This window comes from Acinetobacter terrestris (assembly GCF_004331155.1).
In the GTDB taxonomy this organism is placed as follows: domain Bacteria; phylum Pseudomonadota; class Gammaproteobacteria; order Pseudomonadales; family Moraxellaceae; genus Acinetobacter; species Acinetobacter terrestris.
In genome coordinates this window covers 53,374-80,373 of record NZ_SJNZ01000008.1, presented here as the reverse complement: position 1 = coordinate 80,373, position 27,000 = coordinate 53,374, and the positions used below count along the sequence as shown (strand labels likewise).

At 38.5% G+C, this 27,000-nt stretch carries 25 protein-coding genes and 2 tRNA genes; 19 read left to right on the top strand and 8 right to left on the bottom strand.

From position 1 onward, the window contains the following. Positions 1 to 108 precede the first annotated feature (108 nt). The 8 genes from E0H81_RS06370 to E0H81_RS06335 all read left to right on the top strand — a co-directional run bounded on the left by E0H81_RS06370 (position 109) and on the right by E0H81_RS06335 (position 10,666). Positions 109 to 936, top strand: a complete 828-nt coding sequence (locus tag E0H81_RS06370) for an ABC transporter permease (protein WP_131317494.1) — start codon at positions 109 to 111, stop codon at positions 934 to 936. Further along, positions 933 to 1,595: an ABC transporter ATP-binding protein gene (locus tag E0H81_RS06365; protein ID WP_131317492.1), complete on the top strand. Its 663-nt coding sequence runs from the start codon at positions 933 to 935 to the stop codon at positions 1,593 to 1,595. Before E0H81_RS06370 ends, E0H81_RS06365 begins: the two co-directional genes overlap by 4 nt. Next, positions 1,585 to 2,682 carry a KpsE/RkpR family capsule polysaccharide export protein gene (locus tag E0H81_RS06360; protein WP_131317490.1) on the top strand — a complete coding sequence of 366 codons (1,098 nt, stop codon included), beginning with the start codon at positions 1,585 to 1,587 and terminating at the stop codon, positions 2,680 to 2,682. Before E0H81_RS06365 ends, E0H81_RS06360 begins: the two co-directional genes overlap by 11 nt. A 3-nt stretch (positions 2,683 to 2,685) precedes the next feature. Beyond that, positions 2,686 to 4,371 carry a polysaccharide biosynthesis/export family protein gene (locus E0H81_RS06355; protein ID WP_131317488.1) on the top strand — a complete coding sequence of 562 codons (1,686 nt, stop codon included), beginning with the start codon at positions 2,686 to 2,688 and terminating at the stop codon, positions 4,369 to 4,371. 7 nt (positions 4,372 to 4,378) lie between these two features. Continuing rightward, on the top strand, positions 4,379 to 5,089 hold the full coding sequence (locus E0H81_RS06350) for a hypothetical protein (RefSeq protein WP_131317486.1): 711 nt from the start codon (positions 4,379 to 4,381) through the stop codon (positions 5,087 to 5,089). Between the two features lie 19 nt (positions 5,090 to 5,108). Further along, positions 5,109 to 7,406: a glycosyltransferase gene (locus E0H81_RS06345; RefSeq protein WP_131317484.1), complete on the top strand. Its 2,298-nt coding sequence runs from the start codon at positions 5,109 to 5,111 to the stop codon at positions 7,404 to 7,406. A 71-nt stretch (positions 7,407 to 7,477) separates the two neighbouring features. Further along, positions 7,478 to 9,391, top strand: coding sequence for a capsule polysaccharide biogenesis protein (locus E0H81_RS06340; RefSeq protein ID WP_244926509.1), 1,914 nt, complete (start codon positions 7,478 to 7,480; stop codon positions 9,389 to 9,391). 9 nt (positions 9,392 to 9,400) lie between these two features. Beyond that, the gene (locus tag E0H81_RS06335) at positions 9,401 to 10,666 is read left to right on the top strand and encodes a capsule polysaccharide biogenesis protein (protein WP_131317480.1); all 1,266 of its coding nucleotides are present in this window, start codon (positions 9,401 to 9,403) and stop codon (positions 10,664 to 10,666) included. A gap of 255 nt (positions 10,667 to 10,921) precedes the next feature. On the opposite strand, the gene E0H81_RS06330 is transcribed toward E0H81_RS06335, so the two are convergent. Together E0H81_RS06330 and E0H81_RS06325 are read right to left on the bottom strand one after the other, a co-directional pair. Next, positions 10,922 to 10,997: transfer RNA gene (locus E0H81_RS06330), tRNA-Gly, on the bottom strand. Between the two features lie 41 nt (positions 10,998 to 11,038). After that, positions 11,039 to 11,111 (bottom strand) — tRNA-Gly (locus E0H81_RS06325). A 235-nt stretch (positions 11,112 to 11,346) separates the two neighbouring features. On the opposite strand from E0H81_RS06325, the gene E0H81_RS06320 reads away from it, so the two are divergent. From E0H81_RS06320 to E0H81_RS06300, 5 genes are all read left to right on the top strand, one after another. After that, complete coding sequence (locus tag E0H81_RS06320; protein ID WP_131317478.1) at positions 11,347 to 11,658, top strand: BolA family protein; 312 nt, start codon at positions 11,347 to 11,349, stop codon at positions 11,656 to 11,658. A 13-nt stretch (positions 11,659 to 11,671) separates the two neighbouring features. Beyond that, a complete protein-coding gene (locus E0H81_RS06315) occupies positions 11,672 to 12,064 on the top strand; it encodes a SirB2 family protein (protein WP_131317476.1) in 393 nt (130 codons plus the stop codon). 85 nt (positions 12,065 to 12,149) lie between these two features. Further along, positions 12,150 to 12,992 (top strand): ParA family protein, encoded by an 843-nt coding sequence (locus E0H81_RS06310; RefSeq protein WP_131317474.1) that lies wholly within the window; start codon positions 12,150 to 12,152, stop codon positions 12,990 to 12,992. A gap of 8 nt (positions 12,993 to 13,000) precedes the next feature. After that, a complete protein-coding gene (locus E0H81_RS06305; protein WP_131317472.1) occupies positions 13,001 to 13,387 on the top strand; it encodes a hypothetical protein in 387 nt (128 codons plus the stop codon). Positions 13,388 to 13,608: 221 nt separating this feature from the next. Next, positions 13,609 to 14,199 carry a LysE family translocator gene (locus tag E0H81_RS06300; RefSeq protein ID WP_131317470.1) on the top strand — a complete coding sequence of 197 codons (591 nt, stop codon included), beginning with the start codon at positions 13,609 to 13,611 and terminating at the stop codon, positions 14,197 to 14,199. 26 nt (positions 14,200 to 14,225) lie between these two features. Here the strand turns inward: E0H81_RS06300 and E0H81_RS06295 are convergent, their stop codons facing one another. Next, entirely contained in the window at positions 14,226 to 14,858 is a 633-nt protein-coding gene (locus E0H81_RS06295; RefSeq protein ID WP_131267533.1) for a DedA family protein, read from the bottom strand. Between the two features lie 566 nt (positions 14,859 to 15,424). Here E0H81_RS06295 and E0H81_RS06285 point away from each other — a divergent pair. The 3 genes from E0H81_RS06285 to E0H81_RS06275 all read left to right on the top strand — a co-directional run bounded on the left by E0H81_RS06285 (position 15,425) and on the right by E0H81_RS06275 (position 18,697). After that, the gene (locus E0H81_RS06285) at positions 15,425 to 15,826 is read left to right on the top strand and encodes a NirD/YgiW/YdeI family stress tolerance protein (protein ID WP_131317468.1); all 402 of its coding nucleotides are present in this window, start codon (positions 15,425 to 15,427) and stop codon (positions 15,824 to 15,826) included. Between the two features lie 275 nt (positions 15,827 to 16,101). After that, positions 16,102 to 17,670 (top strand): glutamine-hydrolyzing GMP synthase, encoded by a 1,569-nt coding sequence (gene guaA / locus E0H81_RS06280; protein ID WP_131317466.1) that lies wholly within the window; start codon positions 16,102 to 16,104, stop codon positions 17,668 to 17,670. Between the two features lie 91 nt (positions 17,671 to 17,761). Then, positions 17,762 to 18,697, top strand: coding sequence for a restriction endonuclease (locus tag E0H81_RS06275; protein ID WP_131317464.1), 936 nt, complete (start codon positions 17,762 to 17,764; stop codon positions 18,695 to 18,697). 36 nt (positions 18,698 to 18,733) lie between these two features. On the opposite strand, the gene E0H81_RS06270 is transcribed toward E0H81_RS06275, so the two are convergent. Both E0H81_RS06270 and E0H81_RS06265 read right to left on the bottom strand, forming a co-directional pair. Then, a complete protein-coding gene (locus E0H81_RS06270; protein WP_131317462.1) occupies positions 18,734 to 19,912 on the bottom strand; it encodes a diguanylate cyclase in 1,179 nt (392 codons plus the stop codon). A gap of 222 nt (positions 19,913 to 20,134) precedes the next feature. Beyond that, on the bottom strand, positions 20,135 to 21,406 hold the full coding sequence (locus E0H81_RS06265; protein WP_131317460.1) for a GGDEF domain-containing protein: 1,272 nt from the start codon (positions 21,404 to 21,406) through the stop codon (positions 20,135 to 20,137). Between the two features lie 330 nt (positions 21,407 to 21,736). Between E0H81_RS06265 and E0H81_RS06260 the strand changes: the two genes are divergently transcribed. The 3 genes from E0H81_RS06260 to E0H81_RS06250 all read left to right on the top strand — a co-directional run bounded on the left by E0H81_RS06260 (position 21,737) and on the right by E0H81_RS06250 (position 23,876). After that, on the top strand, positions 21,737 to 22,684 hold the full coding sequence (locus tag E0H81_RS06260; RefSeq protein WP_131317458.1) for a pirin family protein: 948 nt from the start codon (positions 21,737 to 21,739) through the stop codon (positions 22,682 to 22,684). Positions 22,685 to 22,730: 46 nt separating this feature from the next. Next, positions 22,731 to 23,129, top strand: coding sequence for an OsmC family protein (locus tag E0H81_RS06255; protein WP_131317456.1), 399 nt, complete (start codon positions 22,731 to 22,733; stop codon positions 23,127 to 23,129). A gap of 99 nt (positions 23,130 to 23,228) precedes the next feature. Then, the gene (locus tag E0H81_RS06250; protein ID WP_131267525.1) at positions 23,229 to 23,876 is read left to right on the top strand and encodes a glutathione S-transferase; all 648 of its coding nucleotides are present in this window, start codon (positions 23,229 to 23,231) and stop codon (positions 23,874 to 23,876) included. A 25-nt stretch (positions 23,877 to 23,901) separates the two neighbouring features. On the opposite strand, the gene phoR is transcribed toward E0H81_RS06250, so the two are convergent. The 3 genes from phoR to E0H81_RS06235 all read right to left on the bottom strand — a co-directional run bounded on the left by phoR (position 23,902) and on the right by E0H81_RS06235 (position 26,925). Beyond that, positions 23,902 to 25,260, bottom strand: a complete 1,359-nt coding sequence (phoR, locus tag E0H81_RS06245; RefSeq protein ID WP_131317453.1) for a phosphate regulon sensor histidine kinase PhoR — start codon at positions 25,258 to 25,260, stop codon at positions 23,902 to 23,904. A 25-nt stretch (positions 25,261 to 25,285) separates the two neighbouring features. Further along, positions 25,286 to 25,996, bottom strand: coding sequence for a phosphate regulon transcriptional regulator PhoB (gene phoB / locus E0H81_RS06240; RefSeq protein WP_131317451.1), 711 nt, complete (start codon positions 25,994 to 25,996; stop codon positions 25,286 to 25,288). A 218-nt stretch (positions 25,997 to 26,214) separates the two neighbouring features. Then, on the bottom strand, positions 26,215 to 26,925 hold the full coding sequence (locus tag E0H81_RS06235) for a TetR/AcrR family transcriptional regulator (protein ID WP_131317449.1): 711 nt from the start codon (positions 26,923 to 26,925) through the stop codon (positions 26,215 to 26,217). Between the last annotated feature and the right edge of the window lie 75 nt (positions 26,926 to 27,000).

Genomic DNA, 27,000 nt, shown 5'->3' with positions numbered 1-27,000 from the left:
CCATTATTGAGCTTAACTCACAATCTACTTTATAAAGATTAGGGATATCGGTATGATGTCATCCACATATTTAACTTAATATGACTCACTAATAAAAAGCTTATATACATGGAATTTCCAGAACAATCTCAACTGAAAAAACTCCCTCGACTGAAAGCTCGTGGTGGTTTGCAAGTGATGCATGCAGCTATACGTGCATTATTGCTTCGGGAATTACAAACCCGCTTTGGTCAATATCGTTTAGGATATTTATGGGTTTTTCTAGAGCCTTTATTAACTATTGGGATAATGGTGGTACTTTTCGGTACAGTCATGCAGAGAACATTACCCGGTATGGATTACGCTGTTTTTTTGATCAATGGCATCATTCCATTCTTTATGTTTAGAACTGGGGTCACCCTTGCGATTAGTGCAACAGAGTCCAACCGAGGGCTATTTAGCTATCGCCCAGTAAAACCGATCGATGCTTTACTCGCGCGTAATATTCTCGAATTTCTGCTGAAATTCACAGCTTATATCGCTTTTACTGCAGCATTTGTATGGTTTGGCTATAGCATCAGTTTTGAACAGATTCCGCAGCTTTTGGGCTACTGGTCACTATTATTCATATTCATGATGGCGTGTAGTCTTATTTTTGTTGTGATTGGCGATTTTTCAAAAGAATTAAATAAATTTCTTTCAGTATTTTTTTTAATTCTTTATTTTTTATCGGGTATTTTATATTCCATTCATATTATTCCAGTGGAATATCGCGAATATTTACTTTATAACCCCCTGATTCATATCTTTGAGTTAATGCGTCATGCTGTTGCCCCTAGTTATAGTTTAGTACCGGGAATTAGTTTAAGTTACTTTATAATCTGGATGATTATTTCTTTATTTATTGGGCTATTACTGTATAAACGCTTTGAGCGACATATGGTGAAATCAAAATGATTGAATTAAAAAATTTAACAAAATCATATGCGACACCCAAAGGTCGGCATTATGTCTTTAAAGATTTAAATGCGATTTTACCTGAGAATAAAAGTGTGGCTTTATTGGGTAAAAATGGGGCAGGCAAGAGTACCTTGCTGCGTGTCATTGGTGGGATTGACTATGCCGATTCTGGCAAGGTTATTACCAATAAAACAATTTCATGGCCAGTGGCGTTGTCAGGTGGCTTCCAGGGAAGTTTAACTGCCCGACAAAATGTACGTTTTGTGGCCCGACTATATGTGAGTCAGGCTGAAGAAGTTGAACATGTGGTAAATTTTGTTGAAGAGTTTGCTGAAATTGGTAAATACTTTGATATGCCGATGAAAAGTTACTCAAGTGGTATGCGTAGCCGGATTGGTTTCGGTTTAAGTATGGCCTTTAACTTTGATTATTATTTACTCGATGAAGCGGGTGCTGTAGGGGATGCTTCTTTTCGAAAAAAGAGTCAGGCTCTGCTCGATGAACTTAAAGAAAATTCAAATATTATTATGGTTTCTCACGACTTAAAAGATTTAACCCGTAATTGTGATGTCGCTTTCTTGGTAAGAGACGGCAAAGCAGAATATTTTGATAATGTGCAAGATGCAGTAGAGGTATATAAAGCGTATGCAAGCTAAAATAAATAAGCGACTTTGGATCGCCTATACCTGCTGTGTTCTAGTTCCCGTATTGATCATTATATTTTATCTTTTTGCCTTTGCTAAAGATCGTTATGAATCTTCTTCCATCTTGTTGGTGAAGCAGGTGGCTGATACCCCAGTTGCCGATACTGCAGGACTAGGCGCTTTGTTGGGAGTGCCCAATACTAGCCGTGAGGATTCCCAGATTCTCAAAGAGTATATTGGCTCTCGCGATATGATTGAGCAGTTAGATCAAACGTTGCATTTGCGTCAGGAATTTTCATCGGTTAATGATCCGATATTTGCACTTTCTAAAGATGCTTCGGTGGAAGACTTGGTCGAATACTTTAATAAAATGATTAAAGTCGAGCTTGATGAGCAAACCATGATGTTGCATGTGCATGCGCAAGGTTTCTCGCCACAGTTCTCGCTTAAGCTCAATCAAGAAGTGTTGAAGCAAAGTGATCAATTTATTAATGAAATTTCACAGACCATCGCACAAGAGCAACAGGTATTTGCGCAGAAACAGTATACGGAAGCTACTGCACAGTTGGATGAGGCACGTCAGGCGGTACTCCAGTATCAAAATGAAAATGAAATTTTCGATCCTGAATTACAAGCCAAAGCTGTCGCTACCCTGATTGCAGGCTTGCAAAGCAGTCTAGCGCAAATGAAAACCGAAGAACGGGCTCTACTCAGTTACTTGACCCCTGAAGCCCCTCAAGTAGTGGCCTTACGTAGTCAAATTGCAGCATTACAACAGCAAATTAATACTGAAAGTTCAAAACTGACTTCCCCGAACAATTTGAAGCTCAATAAAAATGTTGCAGATTTTGAAGCACTCAAAGCACAAGTTGAATTTGCAGCCGATCTTTATAAAATTTCCCTGGTCTCTCTTGAAAAGGCACGTTTAGAAGCTTCACGTAAGCTGAAAAAGTTGGTGGTGATTGCCACACCTCGTTTAGCCCAGGATGCTTTATATCCGCGTAAAATTTATATCAGTATTACCTCATTTCTTTTATTGAACATTATTTTTGGTATTGGATTACTGATCCATTCAATTATCCGTGAGCACAGAGAATAAATTATGAAAAAAATTGCTTTATTATCAGTTTTATCATTGGCGTGTGCGACGGAAACTTATGCATTCGATTCAAGTCTGCTGCCAACCGAAGTGTCTCAGACCTTGAATGGCGGAAATTTGGATACAGCAAGTACGAATAATGCCACACTGCTCAATAGCCAGTCAGTGGTTGAGCTGTCTCCAAGCAGCTCAATGAAATATCCTACTCAAAATAAAATGTTTGGTTCGCAGCTTTTTAAAGGGGCATTTGCGTCAACGGCGGGATCGACTTTCAATAGTAGTTATCAAATTAATCCAGGCGATAATATTAATTTACGCCTATGGGGCGCCTATCAGTTTAATGGCACCCAAACAGTCGATCCACAAGGCAATATTTTTATTCCGAATGTCGGACCGGTCAAAGTGGCGGGTGTTCGCAATGGCAATCTGCAATCGGTGGTTGAAGCGCAGGTACGACGTATTTATGTGTCTAATGTCGGCGTGTATGCAGCCCTTGAGCAAGCTCAGCCAGTAAAAGTGATGGTCACTGGTTTTGTGAATCAGCCTGGTAATTATGGTGGTGTGGCGAATGATAGTGTCATTGCTTACTTGGATCGTGCGGGTGGGGTAGATCCAGAGCGTGGCAGTTATATTGATATTAAAGTCATGCGAAATGGTCAAACAATTCAGCAGGTCGACTTATATGAATTCCTGTTACAAGGCCAAATTCGTCCTTTCTCTTTTCGAGATGGGGATGTAATTGTTGTAGGACAGCGCACTCATACCTTTAATGTGTCGGGTGAAGTCTATAACCAGAATGATTTCGAGTTTAACTCGCCTGCAGTCACGCTGGCACAAGCATTGGCATTTGCCAAGCTTAAGCCAGGGGCAACCAATGTCAGTATTCAGCGTCGACAAGGTGCAGAGTATAGAAGTGAATATTACTCGCTGAACCAAGCGCATAATGTAATGGTGGAAGATGGCGATATTGTTACTGTTACGGCTGACCGCTATGCGGGTACCATTCAAGTGCGTGTTAATGGTGCACATAATGGTGCCCACGCTATTGTACTGCCTTATGGCGCCAAACTGAGTGATGTATTAACGCAGCTGCAACCAAATGCCTTAGCGGAAGTGGAATCTTTACAATTGTTCCGTCCTTCTGTAGCCAAGCGGCAAAAAGAAATGTTGAATGTTGCTTTAGATAAGTTAGAAGAAACCACATTCAATGCCCGCTCAAGCACGCAGGAAGAAGCAGCTTTGCGTTTACGCGATGCAGAATTGGTGAAGCAGTTTATCGTAAAAGCGCGTCAGGTAGAGCCTAAAGGGCAAGTGGTACTCAATCCAGATACTTTCCAAGATGTGATATTGGAACAAGGTGATATTTTACATATTCCAGAGAAAACATCTGTGATTATGGTACACGGTGAAGTTGCTTTCCCAAATGGTATTGAATATAGAAATGGCTTAAGTGCCAAGAATTATATTGAACAAGTCGGTGGTTTTAGCCAAAAATCGAATAAATCCAAAGTGATTGTGATTCGTCAAAATGGTAAAGCTGAACTTGTACGTAAAGGTGAAAAAATTAAGCAGGGTGATGAAATTTTAGTTTTACCTAAAGCTCAGACTAAAGGTATTGAGCTAACTCGTGGTATTACTCAAGTACTTTACCAAATTGCGGTAGCGGCAAAAGTTGCTTTGGATTTGTAGGTTTTTTATGATATCAGATGAAGAATTGAACTTAATTGTTCAAAAGCATGAAGCTCTTTTTGAGAATAAAAAGTATATATATATCCCTTATAATATAGAGGAAAATTTAAATAAATCCTTAATTATTGCAATGAGTACCCACAATTTTGGAGAGCGTTATTTTTTTCTAAAATCACTAGTTTCCGAGCAAAAGTGTAGTTTACTATTTATTAAAGATCCTTTGAATACATATTATCTCGAGAAAGACAAAGGTGAATCCTACAAAAAAATGCTTAAACCATTTATTGATAAATATGGGGCTAGTCATGTAACATTTTTTGGTAGTTCTATGGCAGGGTACGCAGCTTTGAACTATGGTTTGTTTTTTGATACCAATATTATAGTATCGAATCCTCAAATAAATTTTGAATTATCATATGAATCAGCTTGGAAGGATTTGAAGGTTACTCTTGATAGAGTTCGAAATGAATGGGTTGATATTGATTTGTTTATAAAAAATAAAGAAGTTAATTCAGCTATCTACTATGCTTGTGGTGATTATCCAATGGATAAACTAAATTTAGATTTTTTTAAAAAAATTGATTTTAAGAAAATATTATTTTATCTAAATAAGATTGAAGATGATAAGCATGGTTTTTATTTTAAAAATGTTGAAAATGTTTTTAAAATTCATAATTTTTTAATTATATCTCGAAATAATTTAAAAATTTCTAAATAATTTTTTGAAGGTTTTTTGAATGTTTAAGCTATCTGTAATAATTCCATTTCGTTGTGAAAATAATATTTCTGATTATTTATTTATTAGATTAAAGAATTTATGTGAAATTTTGCCTAACCATAATGATATTGAATTTTTGGTGGTGGACTCGGGATCATCGCTGAATTATTCAGAATCATGTAAGAAAATCTGTAAAGAAAATAATATTAGATACTTATTTGAAGATACAAGAGGTAAACCTTTTTCTTTAGGCGGATGTCGTGATTTTGGAGTAGAAAATGCAGAGGGAAAAGTTATAACTTTTTTGGATGTTGATTTACGTATGGCTCCAAGTTTTTGGGATAATCTATTAAATCTTATTAAAAATTGGGGAGTAAGTGATAGCAAATCTAAGGTATTAGCGATTCCTTGTTTGTATCTTTCTGAAGAAGGTACAAGGGAGTTCAATACGTTAAAAGAGGATGATGATAAATATCATAAAATTTATCTACAATATTTAAAAGGGAATAAAGACAATATTGAAAGTTTTGCAGCTTGTTCATCTGTGATGATTGTGGATAGATTTCACTACCTTTCGATTGGAGGCCATAATCCTGAATTTAATGGTCATGGCTATGAAGATTTTGATCTGTATCATAGATTAATGATTGAAGATAATGTTATTCCAAGAGCTGACAACTATCTAAAGGATACAAAAAACTGGGTTTCATATGAGTATTCCGGATTTAGAAGTCAATTATCTATCCTCGGTAGGCCCGCATTAATGATGAATATAATAATATTCCATTTATGGCATCCAAGACCTAAAAAAAATTCATTTTATGATACCAAAAAATTAATTGAAAATAGAAAGCGAATTTTTAATGCATTTACAAAATTTGATAAAGATAGATTACATCCTCAACCTTTAGTTAAATCTGATAATCTGTATTCAAATGTGCTTTTTTTTGGTAAGAAAAATACAAATGCATTCAATTGTTTAAGAGATGTTTTTCCACATCTTGGTAATGTGCATTGTGTAAGTGAATATGATTGTGTTAATAATTTTACTTACGAAGTAAACGATAATTTTTTTGAAATGCTTCGTTTGAATAATATTAGATTGATTTTATTTCCTAATCCTTATGGTAATGAATCGCGATTAAAAATTTATAATTGGTGTAGACAGAATAATTTCCCATATTTGGTTTTTGAAAGAGGCGCTTTACCTAATAGTTGGTTTTTTGATCCTTGTGGATTCAATTCAGATTCAAAAAGTTACAAAATTAAATTTGATGGTATTCTCTCTAATAAAAAAATTAATGATATTAAGTGTTATATAAATAACTGTTTGAATCATTCAGATGCTCTTGAGATACAAGGGGTGAGATTAGGTGGTGAAGGGCTGAGGAATAAATTAAATATTTCAAACCAAAAAATATTATTCGTTCCACTCCAAAGACCATCAGACACAGTAATTAAATATTTTTCTGGCGATATTGAGGGGTTTGATAACTTTATTAATATAATTGATAGATTGGCGGGAGTATTAAAAACCTATGGTTGGGTTACTCTGGTTAAAAAACACCCTCTTGAAGTGGGGAATCTAAATTTTTGCAATGCAAAAATTGTAAATGATGATACACATTTCTTAGATCTTCTTGAAGCTTGTGAGGCATCAGCTTTAATTAATTCAGGAGTTGGCATGTATAGTATGATGATGTCTAAACCATGTTATATATTTGGTAATGCATTTTATGAACACGATAATCTAAATTATAAAGTATTGAAGTATGAATATAAGGATGACCAGAAATTAAATTTATTAGCAAAAAAAATTATTAGTAGTGATTTTAAGTTTGATCAAAACAAAGCTTATACGTTTATAGATTTCTTAGTTAATAATTTTTACTCCTTTGGTGATGTTACAACTTCACAACGTATTGAATCAGATAGCTCCAAGCGAACAATTACAAAAAAAATCAATTTTTATGATCTTAAAATTAATAATAAACAAATTATGACATATTTACGTGAACCTAAAGATTTCTTGTCAACTAATTCTCCGTTGTTTGAACGATTTGGTCTCGATATTCTACAACAAAGTTCAAAAATATCAGGAGGCAAGCAAAAAACATCTTCGCCTGAATGTACTAGGAAAATATCTACTCCTGATTCTTTGTTAAACCAAAATAGTTCTTTTACAGAGGCTAATAAACAAAAAAATCCAGTAGAAAAATTTAAGCGCAAGCTAAATAAGTTGAGGTACAAACCTTATGATTTTTTTAAGGATGCGAAAAACTCTAATCTTCGTAGACTAAGGGTTTTTTTTGAATGATATTTAAAAGAAAAAGAGGTATTTATAAAATCCTCTTTTTGAACACCTTTCTTCAAGAGAGAATTAGGCATGTGATATTGGGCTGGGGCCGTAAAAAAAGCTTCTTTAAAGCCCAAGCGCTTGCCGAAAAAAAAGGTTTAAAAGCTTTGTGTCTAGAAGATGGTTTTATCCGTTCTCTCGGTTTAGGCAAGGATGGCTATGCCCCTCTTTCCCTTGTGGTCGATGAAACCGGAATTTATTTTGATGCCTTACAGTCATCTGACTTGGAACAACTGATTCTTCAACTCGAAAATCAAGAATTAAATCTGCGGGCTACATCTGCGATTCAGGCCATTCTGCACCATAAAATCACTAAATATAATCAACAATTCAAAAAACTTGATCCTTCTCTGTTTTCAAAAACAGCAAAAAATATATTGGTTGTCGATCAAACTTTTGGTGATCAATCGATTAAATATGCGGGTGCAACTCCTGAAATATTTAAACAAATGCTTAAACAAGCATGTCTTGATCATCCAGATGCAATAGTTTGGGTAAAGATCCATCCAGATGTGATTGCAGGAAAATCAAAGGGGCATTTTTCAACAGCTGATTTAAATCATTCAAATATAAAAATTTTAATTGAAAATTATAATCCTATTGATCTGCTTTCACTAATTGATGAAGTTTATGTTGTAAGTTCTCAATTGGGCTTTGAAGCTTTAATGTGTGACAAAAAGGTTCATTGCTTTGGTGTTCCCTGGTATGCAGGTTGGGGGCTAACCAATGATAAGTTTGCTCCTTTAGAGATTCTTCAGGGGCGCAGAGGAGTTAATCGTTCCTTAGAGCATCTTTTTGCCTGCGCCTATCTAAAATATGCGCGTTATGTGTCACCAGTCACCCATAAACGCTGTGAGCTAGAAGAGATTATTGCCTTACTTATACCGAATATTGAAGTACAAGCCACTTTACCCTTGAAGCTTAGCGCCTATGGTTTTAGTGCCTGGAAGAGGAAATTTATAAGAGACTTCTTGGCTTTTCCAAAAGTTGAAATTAATTTTAAAAAATTCTTCAAACCCAATCAGAATGATCATATTTTGGCTTGGGGGAAAAAAGCAAAACTGCTAAAAGATAAAGGCTATAAAAATGTGATAACAGTCGAGGATGGTTTTATTCGTTCGATTGGTCTGGGTGCCTCGCTGATCCGTCCCTGTTCTTTAGTGTTTGATGATGTGGGTATTTATTACGATGCAACACAACCCTCTAAAATAGAAAATTTATTAAAAACTAGAGAATTAACTTATACCCAATATGAGCGCGCCCAGAAGCTGCGTGATTTATTGGTTGAACTCAATATTTCCAAATACAATGTAGGTGTAGCAAAAAAATTAATTAAACCCTCGGAAGATCAAAAAAATTTATTGGTCATTGGTCAGGTTGAAGATGATATGTCAGTACAGTTGGGGGGAGTCGAAATAAAGACTAACCTGGCTTTACTTAAAGAGGTTAGAACCAATAATCCAGAGGCATATATTGTTTACAAGCCTCATCCTGATGTTCATGCTGGTCTTAGAGTGGGGAAAATTGAAGAGCAGGTCGTGTTGCAGTTTGCCAATCAGATTGAATTGGACGCTTCAATTTTAGAATGTTTTGAAATTTGCGATGAGGTGCATACCATTACTTCATTAAGCGGTTTTGAGGCATTGTTAAGAGGATTAAAGGTTTATTGTTATGGTCTGCCTTTTTATGCAGGCTGGGGGTTAACACAAGATAAATTCCGGTGTGAGAGACGAGATAAAAATTTAGATATTGATACCTTAGTGTATGTGACACTTGTAGAATATGCGGTATATAATATTAAAAACACTACAAGTATGAATATTCCACTCGTTTCTGCTGAAGATGTGATTTTATACATTCAAAGCCAGATGAATTTTCCAGCCGAAACTTCAAAAGAAACGTGGAAGGATATTTTTTTAAAGTTTAAAAAAATTCAAAATAGGTAAAATTCATTCATGTCTATACATGTAGATAAATTACTGCTGGCTAATAAGGTCTTACTTTTACAAGGACCAATGGGTGATTTTTTTCATCGTTTAGCGCAATGGTTAAATAGTAAAAATATTGAATGTTATAAAATTAACTTTAATGGTGGAGACCGGTTTTTTTATAAATCCAAAGAGAACGTTTTTGATTATCAGGGACGTTTAGGCGATTTTTTAGGTTGGATTGAGGCATTTTTAATAGAGCATGAGATCGATGCTATTGTTTGCTTTGGCGATTGCAGGAAATATCATAAATTAGCAAAAGTGATAGCGGAAAAAAACAATATTAATTTTTTTGCTTTTGAAGAGGGTTATATTCGCCCGAATTACATCACTTTTGAACAAAATGGCGTTAACTTTTTTTCTAATTTTTTGAACCATTTAGATAATAATAAGGTACAGGGAGTGGAATATCGTAATGATTTAAATTCCAACATCACTGATGTACAGAATAGCTACTCTAAAATGGTGATGAGTGTTATTACCTATTATATATTATGGGTTTTATTTTCTTTTAAATATCCAGATTATGAGCATCATCGCGGTATTCACCCAATAAAAGAAGTGGGATTCTGGACATTATCGAGTATTCGAAGTGTTAAAAATAAACTTTTTGAACAGCGTAAATTTAATAAATTTTTAGAGGAAAATTCAAAAAAATATTTTATTTTTTCGTTGCAAGTACATAATGATTCGCAAATCAAAATACATAGTGATTTAAAGAATGTAGAAAAGTATATTGAACTGGTTTTAAAAGACTTCGGCCAGCATGCAGATCAATCCATGCATTTAGTTTTGAAACATCACCCAATGGATCGAGGATATCGAAATTATAAAAAACTCATTAATCGGTATGCTAAGCAATTCCATATTCAAGGGCGGGTTCATTACTTTTGTGATATACATTTTCCTACCCTGTTAAAGCATGGCTTAGGTTTGGTGACTGTGAATAGCACAACCGGTATTCAGGCATTATTCCATCAAATACCGGTTAAAGTGCTGGGTTTTGCTTTATATAATTTACCAAAACTGACCAATCAATATGCTTTGTCCAAGTTCTGGGCCAATCCCGGAAAGGTCGATTCTCATTATTTCTCTTATTTCCGTAGAGAACTTATTCTCTATTCACAACTGAATGGCTCTTTTTACGGTATTTCTCCTTGGAAAGAGGTGTATAGCAATCAGGCCGTAATTGCTCATCAAGAAAGTTCTGAGCCAAGAACTAAAGTTGTTTAAGATGGATACTGGTCTTTTTTAATTAAGAAATTTCATGCAATAAAAAATTCTGCTTAAAGATGGGGAAAGCGAAAATCACGATTCTCGCTCTCCCTTGATATCACCGAGATTTGATTGTATTAAGATTTAAAAACAAATAGTTAAATAGGTTTTATTTTTTAGACAAATTTTTCCAACTCTACCTGTATTAGCTAATATCTGTAAAAACTAACAAGAAAAAAGCCCCCATCTTTCGATGAGGGCCTTTTTTGAATCTGGAGCGGGAAAGGAGACTCGAACTCCCGACCCCAACCTTGGCAAGGTTATGCTCTACCAACTGAGCTATTCCCGCTTATTGAGCAGTTTTTTATAAAACTTACACTAAAAAATTTGAGCGGGAAAGGAGACTCGAACTCCCGACCCCAACCTTGGCAAGGTTATGCTCTACCAACTGAGCTATTCCCGCATGCCGTGTATAATACAGGATGCAAAAATAGGGTCAATAACTTTGTGAAAAAACTTGTATCAATTGCATAAAATAAAACCATTTTCTAAGCTTGTGGCGCTTTTGTAAGCAAAAACAATATGAATCAGGATGATTTCTCGCTAAAACTGCTGAATGATTTAGCTGCTTCAGGATAAAGATTGAATCGGAACACGTTATACTAAACCCAGCGCTTAAATGATTTGGGAGTATTATTATGACTTTAGAACAACAACTGATCCAACGTCTTCAGAATTTATCACCCACCCATTTAGAAGTGGTGAATGAATCCTCAGGTCATGGTGGCTATTTCCCCGGTAAAGAATCCCATTTTAAAGTGATTGTGGTGAGTGATAGCTTTGAAGGACTGCGCCTGGTGCAACGTCATCAAAAAATTTATGCTGCTGCGGGAGATTTGCTGAGTCCGAGCCGTATTCATGCATTGGCCATCCATGCTTTTGTTCCCTCAGAATGGCAAGGACAAGCGACACCAAGTCCTGAATGTGCGCATGCACCCAAACCTGAATAAGGAATGTTGAATAATGGACATGCAGCTGACTGTTAAAATTATACATATGAGTATTGTGACCTTGTTGATTGGGGTGGTGATTGCCCGGGCTTTTACCCTGTTTGTTGGGGTTCAGGGTAACCAGCCTAATCCAGTGGCACGGAAACTTTTGGTGGCGTTACAACATCTGTCGATGACCATCATTATACTGACCGGTGTCGCCTCCTTAGTGATCAAAAATTTTGAAGTACAACCGTGGTTCTATGCCAAAGTGGTTTTATTCCTGGTTTTATTTTCATCTTTAATCAAGGCCTATAAAAAAGATGACAGTATTTTATTGGCACAACGTCGTGCAGGCTTAGTTATTGCTGTGGTAGCGTTGATTGGGATTATTGGTCTGGTCATCATCAAGCCAAATTTCGGTTAATTGTTAGACATAATTGTTTTTGAAGCAAGGCCAGTAGGTTAAACTGCAAGCAATACATAAATATAAAGCATAATAGAGGGCGGCAATGCGGACACGTGTGGTTTTTAATCAGAAAGGTGGGGTAGGCAAGTCAAGTATTGCCGTAAATCTGGCGGCAATCAGTGCTCATCAAGGTTTTAAAACTTTGCTGATTGATCTCGATCCACAAGCCAATTCCAGTCAATATTTGTTGGGGGATGATGCGACTTACTCGGTTGATAAACCTGCGCTGGAGCCGAATGTTGAAAACTACTTTGAAGAAGTTCTAGGCAGCACCCAAAATAAGGGACTTTTAGGCAATGCCATTGGTTCGATTTTAAAGAATCGTTCCAAAGGTCTGGAAAGCTATGTCCATCAATCACCGTTTAAAAATCTGCATGTGATTCCTGCCAGTCCAACCTTGGGTGCACTGGCACATGCTTTAGAGTCGAAACATAAAATTTATAAATTACGCGATGCCTTGCAACAGCTGGCAGGTCAATATGACCGTGTTTATATTGATACGCCACCCGCGTTTAACTTCTTTACTTTGTCTGCATTGATTGCCGCAGAGCGGGTCCTGATTCCTTTTGATTGTGATGTTTTCTCGAAACGGGCTTTAAAAACCTTGATTGAAAACGTCATTGAAACTCAAGACGATCATAATGAGCGTCTGGAAATTGAAGGCATCGTGGTTAATCAGTTTCAGGCACAGGCAAAATTGCCCCGTGAAGTGGTGCAACAACTTAAAGATGAAGGCTTGCCTGTGTTAGAAAGTATGTTGCCTCCATCGATTCTGATGAAAGAATCTCATCTTAAAAACCAGCCTTTAATTCACTTGGCTACCGATCATAAATTGACGCAAGCCTATCAATCATTGTTCAATGAAATTGAGCAAAATAAGATGTGAGGTTTCCCATGAAAACAATATATTTAAGCCTGTTACTGGGTAGTACTCTTTTACTGGGTGCATGTGCAACAACGGTCAAACCGAGTTATGTATCTCCAACGCAGTATCAAGCCTTAAACTGCCAGCAATTACAAAGTGAATATAACCGTATCCAGCAATATATCGACAGTGGCGTACAGCCGCCCAAGCGTAGTGGTGTAGGCGTAGGTGTAGGCGTGGGTGGTGGTTGGGGCAGTCGTGGTGGCTGGGGAATTGGTCCGAGTGTTTCAGTCAATATGGGACAATCTTCAAATACCAAAAAAACGGAATTGGCCCGCCTATTGGGTGAGCAGGAAGCTGTGGTTCAGGCGGCTCAATTTAAGAATTGCCCAATTATTGTTCGCAATAAAGCTTAATAATTCATCGATTTATCACGCTGTTGTGGCTGTTAAATGTACAGCAGGGTGATAAAATCTTAGCAAAATGTTTCAGGTAAATTTTATTAAGATCAAATACTTGTTTATTTAAAGTGTAAAAACTAAACGCCTAAGGTCATGATTTTATAATCGAAATACTTGTCACTTTTTGTGACTTTCGTATAAGGTGTGCCACTCTTTAGTGGTGATGTCAGGTATTTATGATTGAGAGTTGGCTTTTTGTGTTGGCGGTGATTGCGGTTCTGATGATTCCGGGTCCAACTAACGCATTACTTGCAAGCTCTGCACATCAACAAGGCATTGCCAAAACCAGTTTATTTATTCCAGCCGAGCTGCTGGGCTATTTTTATGCCATTAATTTATGGGCATTGCTGATTCATTTATGTAGTCCAGTCTGGCCGAGCTTTATTCATATTGTGCATTTTTTTAGTGCCATTTATGTGGTTTGGATGGCCTTCAATTTATGGAAAGTCTCCGATTTAGAAAAGCATAATCAACGTCATCCTTCTATCCGGCCTCGACAGCTGTTCTTTTCCACCTTTAAAAATCCTAAAGCCTTATTATTTGCCGCTGGCGTTTTACCAATTGAAACCTGGAACAGTGCAACCAATTTTGTTTTAGTGTTTGCAGTATTCAGTTTGGTGCTGCTGCCTACTGTAGTGTTCTGGATGTCATTTGGAAGTGCAATTCTGGCAGGTCAATCAACGCAAATAAAAGCCGATCTCTTATATAAAGGATCGGCCATGTTGCTGCTGCTGGGAATGTTGCCTGTGGTGATTCGTTTCTTTTAAATTTCACAGCTGTACAACACACCAGTTTAAGCTGCCTTTTTCAGCTTCTGGCGAATAAAACCAATAATGCCGGGCAGTACACTAATAATAATGATGCCAAAAATCAGATGGGTGAAATTGTCTTTGACTATTGGCATGTTGCCAAATAAATAGCCCAAGGTAATAAATGAACCGACCCAGAAAAATGCGCCAATCAGATTATAGGTCAGAAAGAATTTATAATTCATGCTACCTGCCCCTGCGACAAAGGGAGCGAAAGTACGGGCAAAAGGAACAAAACGGGCAAAAATAATGGTTTTTCCACCATGTTTCTCAAAGAATTTTTGCGTGTAAATCAAATGCTGTCTGTTAATAAAACGTGATTCCATTTCAAAAACCCGCGGTCCGACAAATTTACCAATATGATAATTCAGCGTGTCGCCCAAGACTGCAGCAGTAAACAGTAAAATCACCAGAACCACTGGATCCATTGCCCCGGTTGAAGCGGCCAATGCTCCTGCAGCAAACAATAAGCTGTCACCCGGTAGAAACGGCATCACCACCAGACCGGTTTCCACAAAAATAATTAAGAAAAGAATGGCATAAATCCAGATGCCATAATTGGTGATAAATTCGAGCAGATGGTCATCGACATGTAAGATAAAATCAAGCAGTTCCATGGGGCTACAGGCAACAAAAATGTGCTGAAATCCTAGCAGTCCGGGGCATGAAAGTCAGTACCAGAAAGGAAATTAATTGCGCTTTCATCTTTTCTTTTTTGCAGCGGTTTAGCTTGCAAATTATTTTTGGCGCTTTATGAAAACAGGCTTAGGATGAACGGGTCATTAAAAATAGAAATCAATAGCTGAGCCGATATTTAACTCTCATATGAAATAAAAAATCTGGTTCAAGACCCGCAAGCCGATGCCTTGATAAGGCTGGTTGCAAGTGTGCTGATGGCTTATATTTTCCATGGTGCGTGCACTCCAGATGATATGTTCACTTGATGAAGAATATTGCCATGACCGATGGATTATTGTTGCTGATGTTGTATGGCGCAGGAAAATCCAGTACGGATTATACAATTGAAAATAATCACTAAATCTAGAAGAACAGGACGATTTAAGCTGGATTATTACATTTTTGTAATTACATAAAGGCTGCCTACCCTACATAAAAGCTGCGTACAAATTGTCTGAATTTTGCTTCAATAAAGATTGATGAAGCTACCCTAGTGGAATCAATCATGAATAAAATATTATTGGCACTGTTTGTTACGGGTTCAATGCTTTCTACCGCATCTGTATGGGCAGGCAAAAGTGATCAGGTCATCATGACTGAAGCTGCTCAAAACATGGTGACTGTTGCAGAAGCAAAAAAACTCCCGGATGAAACTGCGGTCACGCTCTCTGGCGTAATTGTCAGAAAAACACAGAAGGATCATTTTGAATTGAAAGATAGCTCGGGAAAAATTGGGATGGAAGTGGATTCTGATTTATGGAAACCGATGGGCTTGAAAGCAGGTGATAAAGTTAAGGTGATTGGTGAAGTGGATACCAATACAGGTCAAGCGGCGGATATTGATGTCGTTCAAATTGGAAAAATGGAAAATCAATCTGATAAATGGACTTGGTATAACCAGCATTGATAGGCCAGATGACTTCTGGAAACCAACAGGTTTGAATATATTTGATAAAGTTGAACGAATTGGTGAGCTTGTCACTCATGGTAATGGATCGAAGATATGGCGGCGCTTAAAATAGAAAAAACAGCTACATAAAAAAGTACTCGAAAGGGTGCTTTTTTTTGATCAAAATATCATGCAATCAATTGAATACGAGCCTTGTGCGAATAGTGTGCTTAATGCAGCGAAAAATGATAGAATGCAGCGCTTATTTCGTTTGCCTTACATAGTTGTTTGTCATGACTACCAATACTCAAATCACTGAAGACCGCATCCTGATCTTGGACTTCGGTTCTCAATACAGTCAGCTTATTGCACGTCGTGTACGTGAAGCTGGTGTATATTCTGAAATGTATGCCTATGACATGTCTGAAGAAGACATTCGCGCATTTAATCCAAACGGTATCATCTTGTCGGGTGGTCCTGAAAGTGTTCATGAAGAAGGTAGTCCACGCGCACCTGAAGTTGTATTTAACTTGGGTGTCCCTGTATTGGGTATTTGCTATGGCTTACAAACCATGTCTGAACAGCTTGGCGGTAAAGTAGAGCCGGGCACAGTGCATGAATTTGGTTATGCGGCAGTTGACGTTTTAGTCCGTGACCAGCTTCTTGGTGATTTAAACGATGGTGAAAACAAACTGAATGTTTGGATGAGCCATGGTGATAAAGTGAGTGCAATTCCAGAAGGTTTCTCTGTGACTGCCAGCACTCCAAGCTGTCCATTTGCAGCAGTAAGCGATGAAAAACGTCGTTTCTACGGTGTACAGTTCCATCCAGAAGTCACCCATACTGCAAAAGGCGCAGAGTTATTGTCTAACTTTGTACACAGCATTTGCGGATGTCGTAATCTTTGGAACTCTGAAAATATTATCGACCTACGCGTTGAACAATTACGTGAACAAATTGGCGATCAAAAAGTATTGCTTGGCCTTTCAGGTGGCGTAGATTCATCTGTAGTTGCTGCACTTCTCCACAAAGCCATTGGCGATCAGTTGACTTGTGTATTCGTAGATAACGGTTTGCTCCGTTTGAACGAAGGCGAGCAAGTCATGGAGATGTTTGCGAAAAACATGGGGATCCGTGTAATTCGTGCCGATGCTGAAGAACGTTTCTTGTCTGCACTTGCAGGTGAGGTCGATCCTGAGAAAAAACGTAAAATCATTGGCCGCGAATTCATTGAAGTATTCGCTGAAGAAGCACGTGGTCTAGATGGCGTGAATTTCCTTGCTCAAGGTACAATTTACCCTGACGTAATCGAATCTGCTGCAACTAAAAACGGTAAAGCGCACGTGATTAAATCACACCACAATGTGGGCGGTTTGCCAGAAGATTTGGCATTTGAGTTGGTTGAGCCAATTCGTGACTTGTTTAAAGATGAAGTACGCCGTTTAGGTACAACTTTAGGTTTGCCATTTGAGATGCTTTACCGTCATCCATTCCCAGGTCCAGGTTTGGGCGTGCGTATTTTGGGTGAAGTGAAAAAAGAATATGCTGACATTCTTCGTTTAGCAGATGATATTTTCATGCAAGAACTTCGTGCCAGCGGTTGGTATGACAAAACTGCTCAAGCTTTCGCTGTGTTCCAGCCTGTTAAATCGGTTGGTGTAGTGGGTGATGGTCGTCGTTATGCATGGGTAATTGCACTGCGTGCAGTGGAAACTGTGGACTTCATGACAGCACGTTTTGCTCATCTTCCATATGAATTGGTTGATAAAATTTCAACGCGTATCATGAACGAAATTGCTGACGTTTCACGTGTTGTATATGACGTGTCATCTAAGCCACCAGCGACAATTGAATGGGAGTAATTTTCTAAAGAAAATTACTAGAAAAAGAGCGCTTAGGCGCTCTTTTTTTATCCTATAATTATTAAAAATTAAATACTTAATGAGAGAATAAATGGCATTGCCTACTTACGATCAACTCATGTTGCCATTGATGAAATTATTATCAGAGCGAGATGAGGCAATTAAAATTTCACAAGCTAGTGAAATTTTAGCTCAGCGATCAGGCTTAACTGAAGAAGAATTAAATAAATCGCTAGCTAGTGGTAATAATATTTTTAAAAGTAGAGTTGGTTGGGCGAAAACATATCTTGTAAAAGCAGGATTAATTTCACAACCTAAGCGTGCATTTTGTGAATTAAGTGCAGAAGGCAGAAAACTGGATTTAAATAGTATTACCGCCATCACAAATGATTTTTTGATGAGGTTTGATGGATTTTCAGAATTTCACTTAGGAACTAATTCTGGTTCAGAGTCAAACAACCGAAAAGATACAGTTAGAGATATTGATGCTGCTAAAAAAAGTGAGACTCAAACACCTGAAGAAATCATTCAAAATACAACAATGCTATTAATTTCTTCATTAAAAAATGATCTTTTGAAATTAGTAAAAGAAAATAGTCCATCTTTTTTTGAAAGATTAGTAGTCGATCTTCTTGTAGAGATAGGATACGGAGGTTCACATCAAGATGCTGCTCAAGCGATTGGTAAAACTAACGATGGTGGAATTGATGGTGTGATTAGTGAAGACCGTTTAGGGCTAGATAAAATTTATATTCAGGCAAAACGTTGGGAAAATACAGTCGGACGTCCTGATATTCAGCAGTTTAAAGGTGCTTTGGCGGATCAAGTCGCAAAGAAAGGTGTTTTTATAACGACATCAAATTTTAGTAAAGAAGCGATTGAATCAGCTAAAAAATCTGGAATTGTCTTAATTGATGGCGACAAACTCACGTCACTCATGATTGAATTTGGATTGGGTGTGCAAGTCGAGCGCAGTTTTCATATTTATAAAATCGACCAAGATCGTTTTGATGAAGATAATTATTAAAGACGCTTTTGCGTCCTTTTTTATTTAAGCAAAAAATTAAGGCTTGAAAGGCTGATAACCTCGGGTTTGATTACGTCCATTCTTTTTGGCTTGGTAAAGTGCTTCATCAGCACGTTTAATAACACTATTCAAATCTGGGTTTTGAACACTAAATTCAGCGATGCCAATGGAAATGGTATATTGAAGCTTGGTGCCGTCATCAGTGATTAAATGACTGTTTGCAATGGCTTTGCGTAAACGTTCAGCAATTTGCCGGGTCTGTTCCAAATGGGCGCGTGGTAACAGCATAATAAATTCTTCACCACCAAAACGCGCTAGCACGTCATTGGCACGTAAAATATTGCTGCTGGTCTCGGCGATCTGTTGTAAAACCTGATCGCCAATATCATACCCATAGCTGTCATTAATTTTTTTGAATTCATCTACATCGAACATTAATAAACAAATAGGATGGGCAAATTTTTGCGCCGACTGGATTTCTTGCTCGGCCAGTTGGGTAAATTGATGACGGTTATGCAACCCGGTCAGGACATCGGGATGCGCAATGATATTAAGTGCTTGGCAATTAATTTCATCTAATTTGCTATGTAAAAATAACATTTTTGATTTTTGGGTTGAAGTCCAGCTGATATAAAGACTGAACATAAATACCGGCGTGTAGATGAGAGAAAATAGCTTTATTTGATGCCAGTCAGCATTAACAACACAATAAACCCCGGTATAAATCACTGCAGAAATGATCAGCGAGATGACCACTGCAGGAATAAAACGGATTTGTACACACAGATTGGCCAAGACCACAAAGATTAAAGAGGCATACAAATAAATGGGCGTGTCTGGACTATGCGATAAATTGAGTAAATAAAACCAGATCGCAGCGGCCCCAATAATCGAGATGGGCAACATTAAATCAAATAATTTAAGGCTTCGACTAAACGTGTAAATCAGTACCGTGACCAAACTGATCAAAGCGGTATAAGACAGTTTTAACCACACCGCAAGCAGGCCAACATCAGCAAGAATATACCAGTCTGCAATGCTGTAAAAGACGTAGGCACATTGGGCAAGAATATTGACTTGCAACAAGAATTTAAAAATTTGGTCTTTTTGGTAGCTATGAAATTCATGTTCCAGGGATGAAGGAATCCGCGCAAAAGGGCGGTTTAAAATCTCTTGAATAGAGTAACGAGATTCTTTTTTATATTTATCGATCATTATATTTTTCTACTAAATTGATAGAAGTGTGCTTTATTCTTTTTTATAGATGTAATAGATTAATTTTTATTCTATGGTAAAGGAGCCGTAAAACCAAATAAACAATTAATTTACATCAATAAGTTGTAAGTTTTTATCAAATGATTAAGCCGAGTTCGTATCTCTAGTGATAAAACTGACCAGGATTATTTGATGAAGAGCCTTTTTAGGAATTGATTTGAATTAGCCATAATTATAAATAGCCACCTGATTGCGGCCATTTTTCTTGGCTTGATACAGGGCAATATCTGCATTTTTAATCAGTAAACTCAAATCCTTTTGATTGGGTTGTAATTGGGACACCCCAATCGAGACACTAAAATTTAAAAACAGCTTATCTTTAATACAGATTTGATGAGTTTCAATGGTTCGACATAACCGATTGGCGATGGCGATGGCATCTTCCAGTGTGGTATTGGGCAGCAATGCAATAAATTCCTCTCCGCCAAAACGGGCCAAGACATCTGTATGCCGCATTTCCTTACGCGCAATTTCAGCAAGGATCCGAAGCACTTCATCGCCTACATCATGTCCATACGTGTCATTAATTTTTTTGAAAAAGTCGATATCCAGCATCAATAAACAGGCTAAATTATATTTTGGCCATTTCTGAATGGTCTGTTCGGCAACCTGCAAAAACTGTCGACGGTTATTGAGCTGGGTTAACTCATCTGTATGCGCCAGTTCACTTAAGGCATAGTAGTTCCAGTCATTTAATAGAACCCGCAAAAAATTGCGTTTGGAATTTAAAGTATTATTCCAGCTGATATACATGCTGAGGAATAAAATAGGGGCATAGATGAGCGAAAATAAAACAATTTCCTCCAGGCTGACCAGCTGAAATACACCATGAAATATGACAGCGCTAATCAGCGCAGAGGTGAAAATTGAATTTCGAAAAGAGACTTGTACACACAAATTGCCCAATAAAATAAAAATTACTGCAGCATATATATAGGTTGTCACCAGCGCACTATGTGACAAGATCAGAAGACCCAGCCACAGTGCAGCTGCTGCCGCCACATAGACGGGAAGCAAGCTATCCAGAATTTTAATATTTTTACAGTAACGAAATGCGAGCCAGTTGATTAATATGGCACAGACCACAAGAATGAGCCGGGAAATACCGGAAAGCATGCCTATTTCAGGGATCAGCAACCAGTCTACAAAGAAATAACTTAAAAAGGTAATCTGGCCTATAAAGTTGACGCATTTTAAAAATTGTCGTTGGTGCTTATTTTGGTAGTCCAGGTAATATGGTTCAAATTGGTCCGGAATACGTGTGGCTGGATGCTGTAATTCCTGTTCTATCACTTTTCGATTTTCAATCGTACACAGCTGCTTGGGTAAAATATAAGCAGTTTCATGATGTAAATTTTTAGCCTCATTGATCCCAGTCTGATGAGGATTCTTATCATTGTTGTTATAAAAATTTTGTTGATCTCCGCTCAACATGGAGATACCCCTTTCTGTGTGGGATTCATAAAGCAAGAATAATAGGTGGAGCACTAAATTTTGTATATAAGATAAACAATGAATGGTTAAGCCAATTGTGACAAAATTTTATTTATATATAAAATTCATATGAATAGGAGACAAATACTGCAGTAAATAAAAAATAAAGGTCTTGTTTTATTAAGGAAAATTTCAAAAATAATATTGTCCTACATATGGTATTCAGCGTATTAACTTAGCTATAGGCTGAATCGCTAAGAGCCTATATGATCATAAGCATAAATTCAGGCCATTAAAGCACGCTTAGTCCATACGATTCAGGATAAAAATATGACCAATAGCAACTATACAGAGCTTTCTGATTCAGATGATTGTGAAAAATACGTGAACCAGTTTATTCAGGAATTTCCTTTACGTAGCGCGGAAATTGGGCAGGGAACCGTGATCAAGCGTGCTTTGCCAAGTCGCCATAAACGCTTAATTGGCGCATGGTGTTTCCTGGATCATGCCGGTCCGGTGACTTTTCCGCAAGGTGATGGCCTGGATGTTGGACCGCATCCACATATCGGTTTACAGACCTTCACCTGGATGATTGAAGGCACCATGATGCATACCGACAGTCTGGGCACAAAACAGTTGATTCGCCCCAAGCAGGTCAATTTAATGACAGCAGGCTACGGCATTTCACATACTGAAGTTGCTCCGGACACTGAAACCCATATGCATGCGGCACAGCTCTGGATAGCGCTGCCTGATGATAAAATAAATATGGCACCCTGCTTTGATCATTACCCAGAACTTCCTGTGGTTGAAAAAGATCAGGTTGAATTTACCGTACTGGTCGGTGAGTTTTTAAAAACCAAATCGCCGGTAGCCGTGCATACAGAATTACTCGGTGTGGATTTAACCGCCAAAGAATCGACCACGACCCGAATTAAACTCAATCCAAAATTTGAATATGGTTTCATGGCTTTGGATGGGGCTGCTGTGGTGAATGGTCATGAACTGACTGAAGACAATATGGTGGTTCTGGAGCCGGGTGTTGCCGAAATTGAAATTCAGCTGCATAAGGGCAGCCGTATTCTGTTGCTGGGCGGTGAACCTTTTGAGTCGCCAATACTCTTGTGGTGGAACTTTGTTGGCCGTACCCAGGAAGAACTTTGCATGGCGCGTGACCACTGGATTGAACAACATGAACGTTTTGGTAGTATCGCTGATTATCCGGGACCACGTTTGGAAGCGCCGGCATTCCCGGAGAAAATGCGTGCCTCTAAATAAAGATCAACTTTAAAAATAAAGCTAATATTTAGGAACCATTACCCTCATGGCCATTATTGCAAATGCAGAAGTACATCGCTTGGCTGAACCCTGGTCGGGCGAGATCAGGACTGGAACGCATCAATTTATCACCGACAAACCCGAATCTTTTGGTGGGCAAGATAAAGGCCCTGCACCTTATGATTTGATTTGTTCAGGTCTGATTGCTTGTACCATGATCACGCTGCGAATGTATGCCAGTCATAAAGACATAGAGCTGGGCGAATTTTCTGTTGAAGCCGATTTTAATGCCAATAAACAAGGCAAAGAGTGGATTGAACGGCGTTTGTCTTTTGCACAGCCTTTATCGGATGAGCTGAAGCAAAAGGTTTTAGAGATCAGCAGTAAAACGCCAGTGACCAAGACCTTATTACGTAGCCTGGAGATTCATACTGTACTGGTCTAAGTTGATGAGCAGATCGAAATGACATTTTGTGTAAAGCAGGATGTCATTTTTTTAGGGCTATGGGTATAGTCAATGCAGAAAAAAATAGAGAGCAAAATAATGATTACCTTACACCACTTAGATCAATCGCGTTCCTTTCGGATTTTATGGGCTTTAGAAGAACTGGCTCTGGATTATCAGGTGAAGTTTTATAAGCGCTTACCGACTTTTGCCGCGCCACCTGAACTAAAACTGGTTCATCCTTTAGCCAAAGCTCCGGTGTTGACCGATGCCGATCAAACCATTGCCGAATCTGCAGTGATTTTGCAGTATCTGCAAGAAAACTATGATCAGCAGCAGCAATTTAAACTGCAGAACAAGAAAGATCAGCAGCAATATCGCTACTGGATGCATTATGCAGAAGGCTCATTGATGCCTTTACTGGTGATGCAACTGGTCATGAGCAATGTACCGAAACAGGTTCCATGGCTGGTAAAACCGGTTGCGAAAAAAATCACCGCAGGGGTGAAGGCCGGGTTTATTCAACCGCGTTTAAAAGATCATATTAATTATCTGGAAGATTATTTGGCGAAGCATGAATATGTCGCAGGCGAATTTTCTTTTGCCGATATTCAGATGGGTTTTCCCTTAGAGGCCATTCAGTCAAGAACATCAGGCTCATATCCTTATATTGCGGCCTATGTAAAACGTTTGGCGGAGCGTCCAGCTTACCAGCGTGCCAAGTTTAAAGAACAGAACCTGGCCTAGATTAAGCCCAATCTGTACGGTACGGCTAGTTGATGTGATAGAGGCGTTCTTTTGGAAAAATCACTTTAAAGGTCGAGCCCTGATTTTCTTTAGATTCAATTTCCAAATGTGCGCCGTGTTGCATCAGCACATGTTTGACAATGGCCAGCCCTAAACCGGTTCCGCCAGTTTGACGGCTACGCGCGCTATCAACACGATAGAAACGTTCGGTTAAACGCGGCAAGTGTTTGGGGTCAATCCCGATGCCGGTATCTTCAACGGTAAAGATGCCGTGCTCGCCATCATCATGCCAGCCCATGGTAATGGTTCCGCCTTTAGGCGTGTATTTAATGGCATTGGTAATCAGGTTGCTGAAGGCACTGGAAAGTTCGGTATCTGAACCAATCAGGTCGCAATGACTGTCGATATCTAAATTCAACGTATGGTGATAGTCAACATTGTAGGCTTGAGCATCATCAAACAGCTGGTTCATCAGCCCTGGCATTTCAATGATCTGGTTCTTGGCAATCTGCTTGTTGCTTTCTAAACGTGACAGTAACAGCAAGTCATTGACCAAGGCGTTCATACGTCTGGTTTGGGCCTGCATCTGGTCAAAGGCACGTTTCCAGCGTGGATTTAAATCTTCCTGATCGGTAAAGGTTTCAATATAACCACTGAGTACGGTTAGGGGCGTACGCAGTTCATGGGAAATATTGTCGACAAAGTCTTTACGCATTTGTTCCAAATTGTGCATGCGGGTAACGTCATAAGCCACCAATAGACGGCTCTCGCCACCAAAACGGGTCATTTTGACTTGAACATAATGGTCTTCAAAGGCAGAAGATTTCATTTTTAAGCCATCGGGTGCCTGATCTATATTGTTAAAATATTCAATAAAATTTGGCTGACGCAGCAGGGTTAAAATATTACGCCCCCGATCTAGGGGTTGAATTCCGAGCAACTTTTCCGCTGCGGGATTCCACCATTCAATCTGGTGTAATTCATCAATCAAAACTACAGCTTCGGCCAGGGCAACCAAGGACGATTGCGCGCGATCAATTAAGCCGACCATTTCTGCTTGTACAATACGTTCTTGGCGCTGTGCACGATAAACATTAAACAGCAATGCCCCCCAAATCCCATCTAAATTGGGTGGAACATCGTAAGGGCGATTGGAAATCCATTCATTCACCAAATATAGTGAACGTAATTGAAAAGCGAAAAATATCGCAAAAGCGATAAAAATAAAAATCCAGAAATACCCCATCCCGATACCCATTAAACCTGCAATCAGCAGTAAAAAGGCAAGTAAACGTAAATCTTGCTTGGCAAAATTCCATAAACTGCTGTAGCGGAACCGTTTATGTTCTCGGGCAAGTTCTGGGATGGGGTAGGGTTCATACATAAAACGCAATTTACCTAAAAAACGGCTAACCTAAAGCGACATCTGTGCGGGTCGAAAAACGGTAACCTGTGCCACGAACGGTTTGTATATAGCGGTCTACCCCAAAAGGTTCCAGCACTTTACGTAAACGGCGAATATGCACATCAATGGTACGGTCTTCAATATATACGTTACCACCCCAAACCTGATCCAGCAATTGAGCGCGGGTATAGGCACGTTCTGGATGGGTCATGAAGAATGCCAGCAAACGGTATTCTGTTGGCCCCATCTCTAAAATATGATCACCGAAACTGACGCGCTGGCTGACCGGATCAAGCACCAGACCATTGGCATCAATGGTTTTTTCGCCACTTAAGGCATTGGCACGGCGTAACACCGCTTTAATCCGTGATACCAGTTCCCGGGTCGAGAAAGGTTTGGTCATATAGTCATCTGCACCGGCATCGAGGCCTTGTACTTTATGGTCTTCTTCACCACGTGCAGTCAGCATAATTACTGGAATTTCATTTAAGCTTTCATCGCGTTTTAAACGGCGGCACAGGTCAACCCCGCTGATCCCACCCGGTAACATCCAATCTAATAAAATAAGCGCAGGGCGTTGATCCACGATTATTTGGTGGGCTTGTTTAGCATCTTCTGCCTGTAAGCATTGAAAGCCTGCCATGTCTAAAGAGGTATGAATCATCTCTCGAATGGGAAGTTCGTCATCGACGATTAATATATAGTCATCTTTCACAACGCAATATCCTATTTGATGTTAACGGTGAACCGTTTTGTATTTATGACAGGCTTATTACAAAGATTAATTATGACAGTATCATTGCAGAAAAGGGCGATATGCCAATTTTCGCAAAGAAATGTGACAATTTTTCTGCTGAAAAATGAAAATTTAAAACTAAATCAGGCATCTAAATATAATGAATTCAACACATTGTATGTATTTTACTCGGCTGTTTAAGATGAACTTTCTTTTTTCAATATTTTTTCTTTTTCTGAGAAAGTATCCAGCAGCGACAGAAAAACAATACTGCAAGACGATAAAACTTCTTGCATGGACTGTTTAAAACCACTCACCACCCAGCGAATCGCAATTTGAGTGACGTAGCCATTTAGTCCGGTTGCAACCAAAGAAATTTCACGCTCGGAACGGTCAATATGCGGCATCATTAACATGACAAAGGCATGAATCATGCGGTCAAAACGCAGCATGGTTTCATGAATGGTGGCCTGATTATGCAGCTCTTGAACCAACATGGCATCGATATAAATAATCCGTGCCATACGTGGATTATCTTTTAAGGTGGTCAGTAATGCAGTTAAGCCAGATTCAATCATTTTTCGCGGATCGGTTGATGCCTGCATGATGGCTTGCATGACATTGTGCTGCAATTGATCGATCAATTTTAAAAAGATGGTTTGAAAAAGTTCATCACTTTTCTTAAAAGATTCATAGAAATAGCGTTCGGTCAGTTTGGCTTCATTACAAATATCTTTTACCGTCACCGCAAAAAAACCATGCGTGCCATAAGCTTCAATGCCGGCTTCAATCAACTTTTCACGACGTGCCTGTTTACGCTCAGTTAAAGACAGGCCTTTAAATTGACGTTCTTTAGTTTGCGACAGCTTATTTTGTTTTTCTTCAAGATTTTCGTATGGTTCAGTCATAAATGTAGTTGCCGAATTAAATCTAGATTTTGCCTTATATTAACAATAATTTACTCGTAGACCTATGTCACAAAT

Coding starts and splice junctions, on each gene's coding strand:
- E0H81_RS06260 (WP_131317458.1), top strand. CDS start 21,737: ATGACCAATAGCAACTATACAGAGCTTTCTGATTCAGATGATTGTGAA.
- E0H81_RS06310 (WP_131317474.1), top strand. CDS start 12,150: ATGCGGACACGTGTGGTTTTTAATCAGAAAGGTGGGGTAGGCAAGTCA.
- E0H81_RS06370 (WP_131317494.1), top strand. CDS start 109: ATGGAATTTCCAGAACAATCTCAACTGAAAAAACTCCCTCGACTGAAA.
- E0H81_RS06285 (WP_131317468.1), top strand. CDS start 15,425: ATGAATAAAATATTATTGGCACTGTTTGTTACGGGTTCAATGCTTTCT.
- E0H81_RS06360 (WP_131317490.1), top strand. CDS start 1,585: ATGCAAGCTAAAATAAATAAGCGACTTTGGATCGCCTATACCTGCTGT.
- phoR (WP_131317453.1), bottom strand. CDS start 25,260: ATGTATGAACCCTACCCCATCCCAGAACTTGCCCGAGAACATAAACGG.
- E0H81_RS06265 (WP_131317460.1), bottom strand. CDS start 21,406: ATGTTGAGCGGAGATCAACAAAATTTTTATAACAACAATGATAAGAAT.
- E0H81_RS06275 (WP_131317464.1), top strand. CDS start 17,762: ATGGCATTGCCTACTTACGATCAACTCATGTTGCCATTGATGAAATTA.
- E0H81_RS06295 (WP_131267533.1), bottom strand. CDS start 14,858: ATGGAACTGCTTGATTTTATCTTACATGTCGATGACCATCTGCTCGAA.
- E0H81_RS06355 (WP_131317488.1), top strand. CDS start 2,686: ATGAAAAAAATTGCTTTATTATCAGTTTTATCATTGGCGTGTGCGACG.
- E0H81_RS06270 (WP_131317462.1), bottom strand. CDS start 19,912: ATGATCGATAAATATAAAAAAGAATCTCGTTACTCTATTCAAGAGATT.
- E0H81_RS06235 (WP_131317449.1), bottom strand. CDS start 26,925: ATGACTGAACCATACGAAAATCTTGAAGAAAAACAAAATAAGCTGTCG.
- guaA (WP_131317466.1), top strand. CDS start 16,102: ATGACTACCAATACTCAAATCACTGAAGACCGCATCCTGATCTTGGAC.
- E0H81_RS06305 (WP_131317472.1), top strand. CDS start 13,001: ATGAAAACAATATATTTAAGCCTGTTACTGGGTAGTACTCTTTTACTG.
- E0H81_RS06365 (WP_131317492.1), top strand. CDS start 933: ATGATTGAATTAAAAAATTTAACAAAATCATATGCGACACCCAAAGGT.
- E0H81_RS06350 (WP_131317486.1), top strand. CDS start 4,379: ATGATATCAGATGAAGAATTGAACTTAATTGTTCAAAAGCATGAAGCT.
- E0H81_RS06345 (WP_131317484.1), top strand. CDS start 5,109: ATGTTTAAGCTATCTGTAATAATTCCATTTCGTTGTGAAAATAATATT.
- E0H81_RS06300 (WP_131317470.1), top strand. CDS start 13,609: ATGATTGAGAGTTGGCTTTTTGTGTTGGCGGTGATTGCGGTTCTGATG.
- E0H81_RS06250 (WP_131267525.1), top strand. CDS start 23,229: ATGATTACCTTACACCACTTAGATCAATCGCGTTCCTTTCGGATTTTA.
- E0H81_RS06320 (WP_131317478.1), top strand. CDS start 11,347: ATGACTTTAGAACAACAACTGATCCAACGTCTTCAGAATTTATCACCC.
- E0H81_RS06315 (WP_131317476.1), top strand. CDS start 11,672: ATGGACATGCAGCTGACTGTTAAAATTATACATATGAGTATTGTGACC.
- E0H81_RS06255 (WP_131317456.1), top strand. CDS start 22,731: ATGGCCATTATTGCAAATGCAGAAGTACATCGCTTGGCTGAACCCTGG.
- E0H81_RS06335 (WP_131317480.1), top strand. CDS start 9,401: ATGTCTATACATGTAGATAAATTACTGCTGGCTAATAAGGTCTTACTT.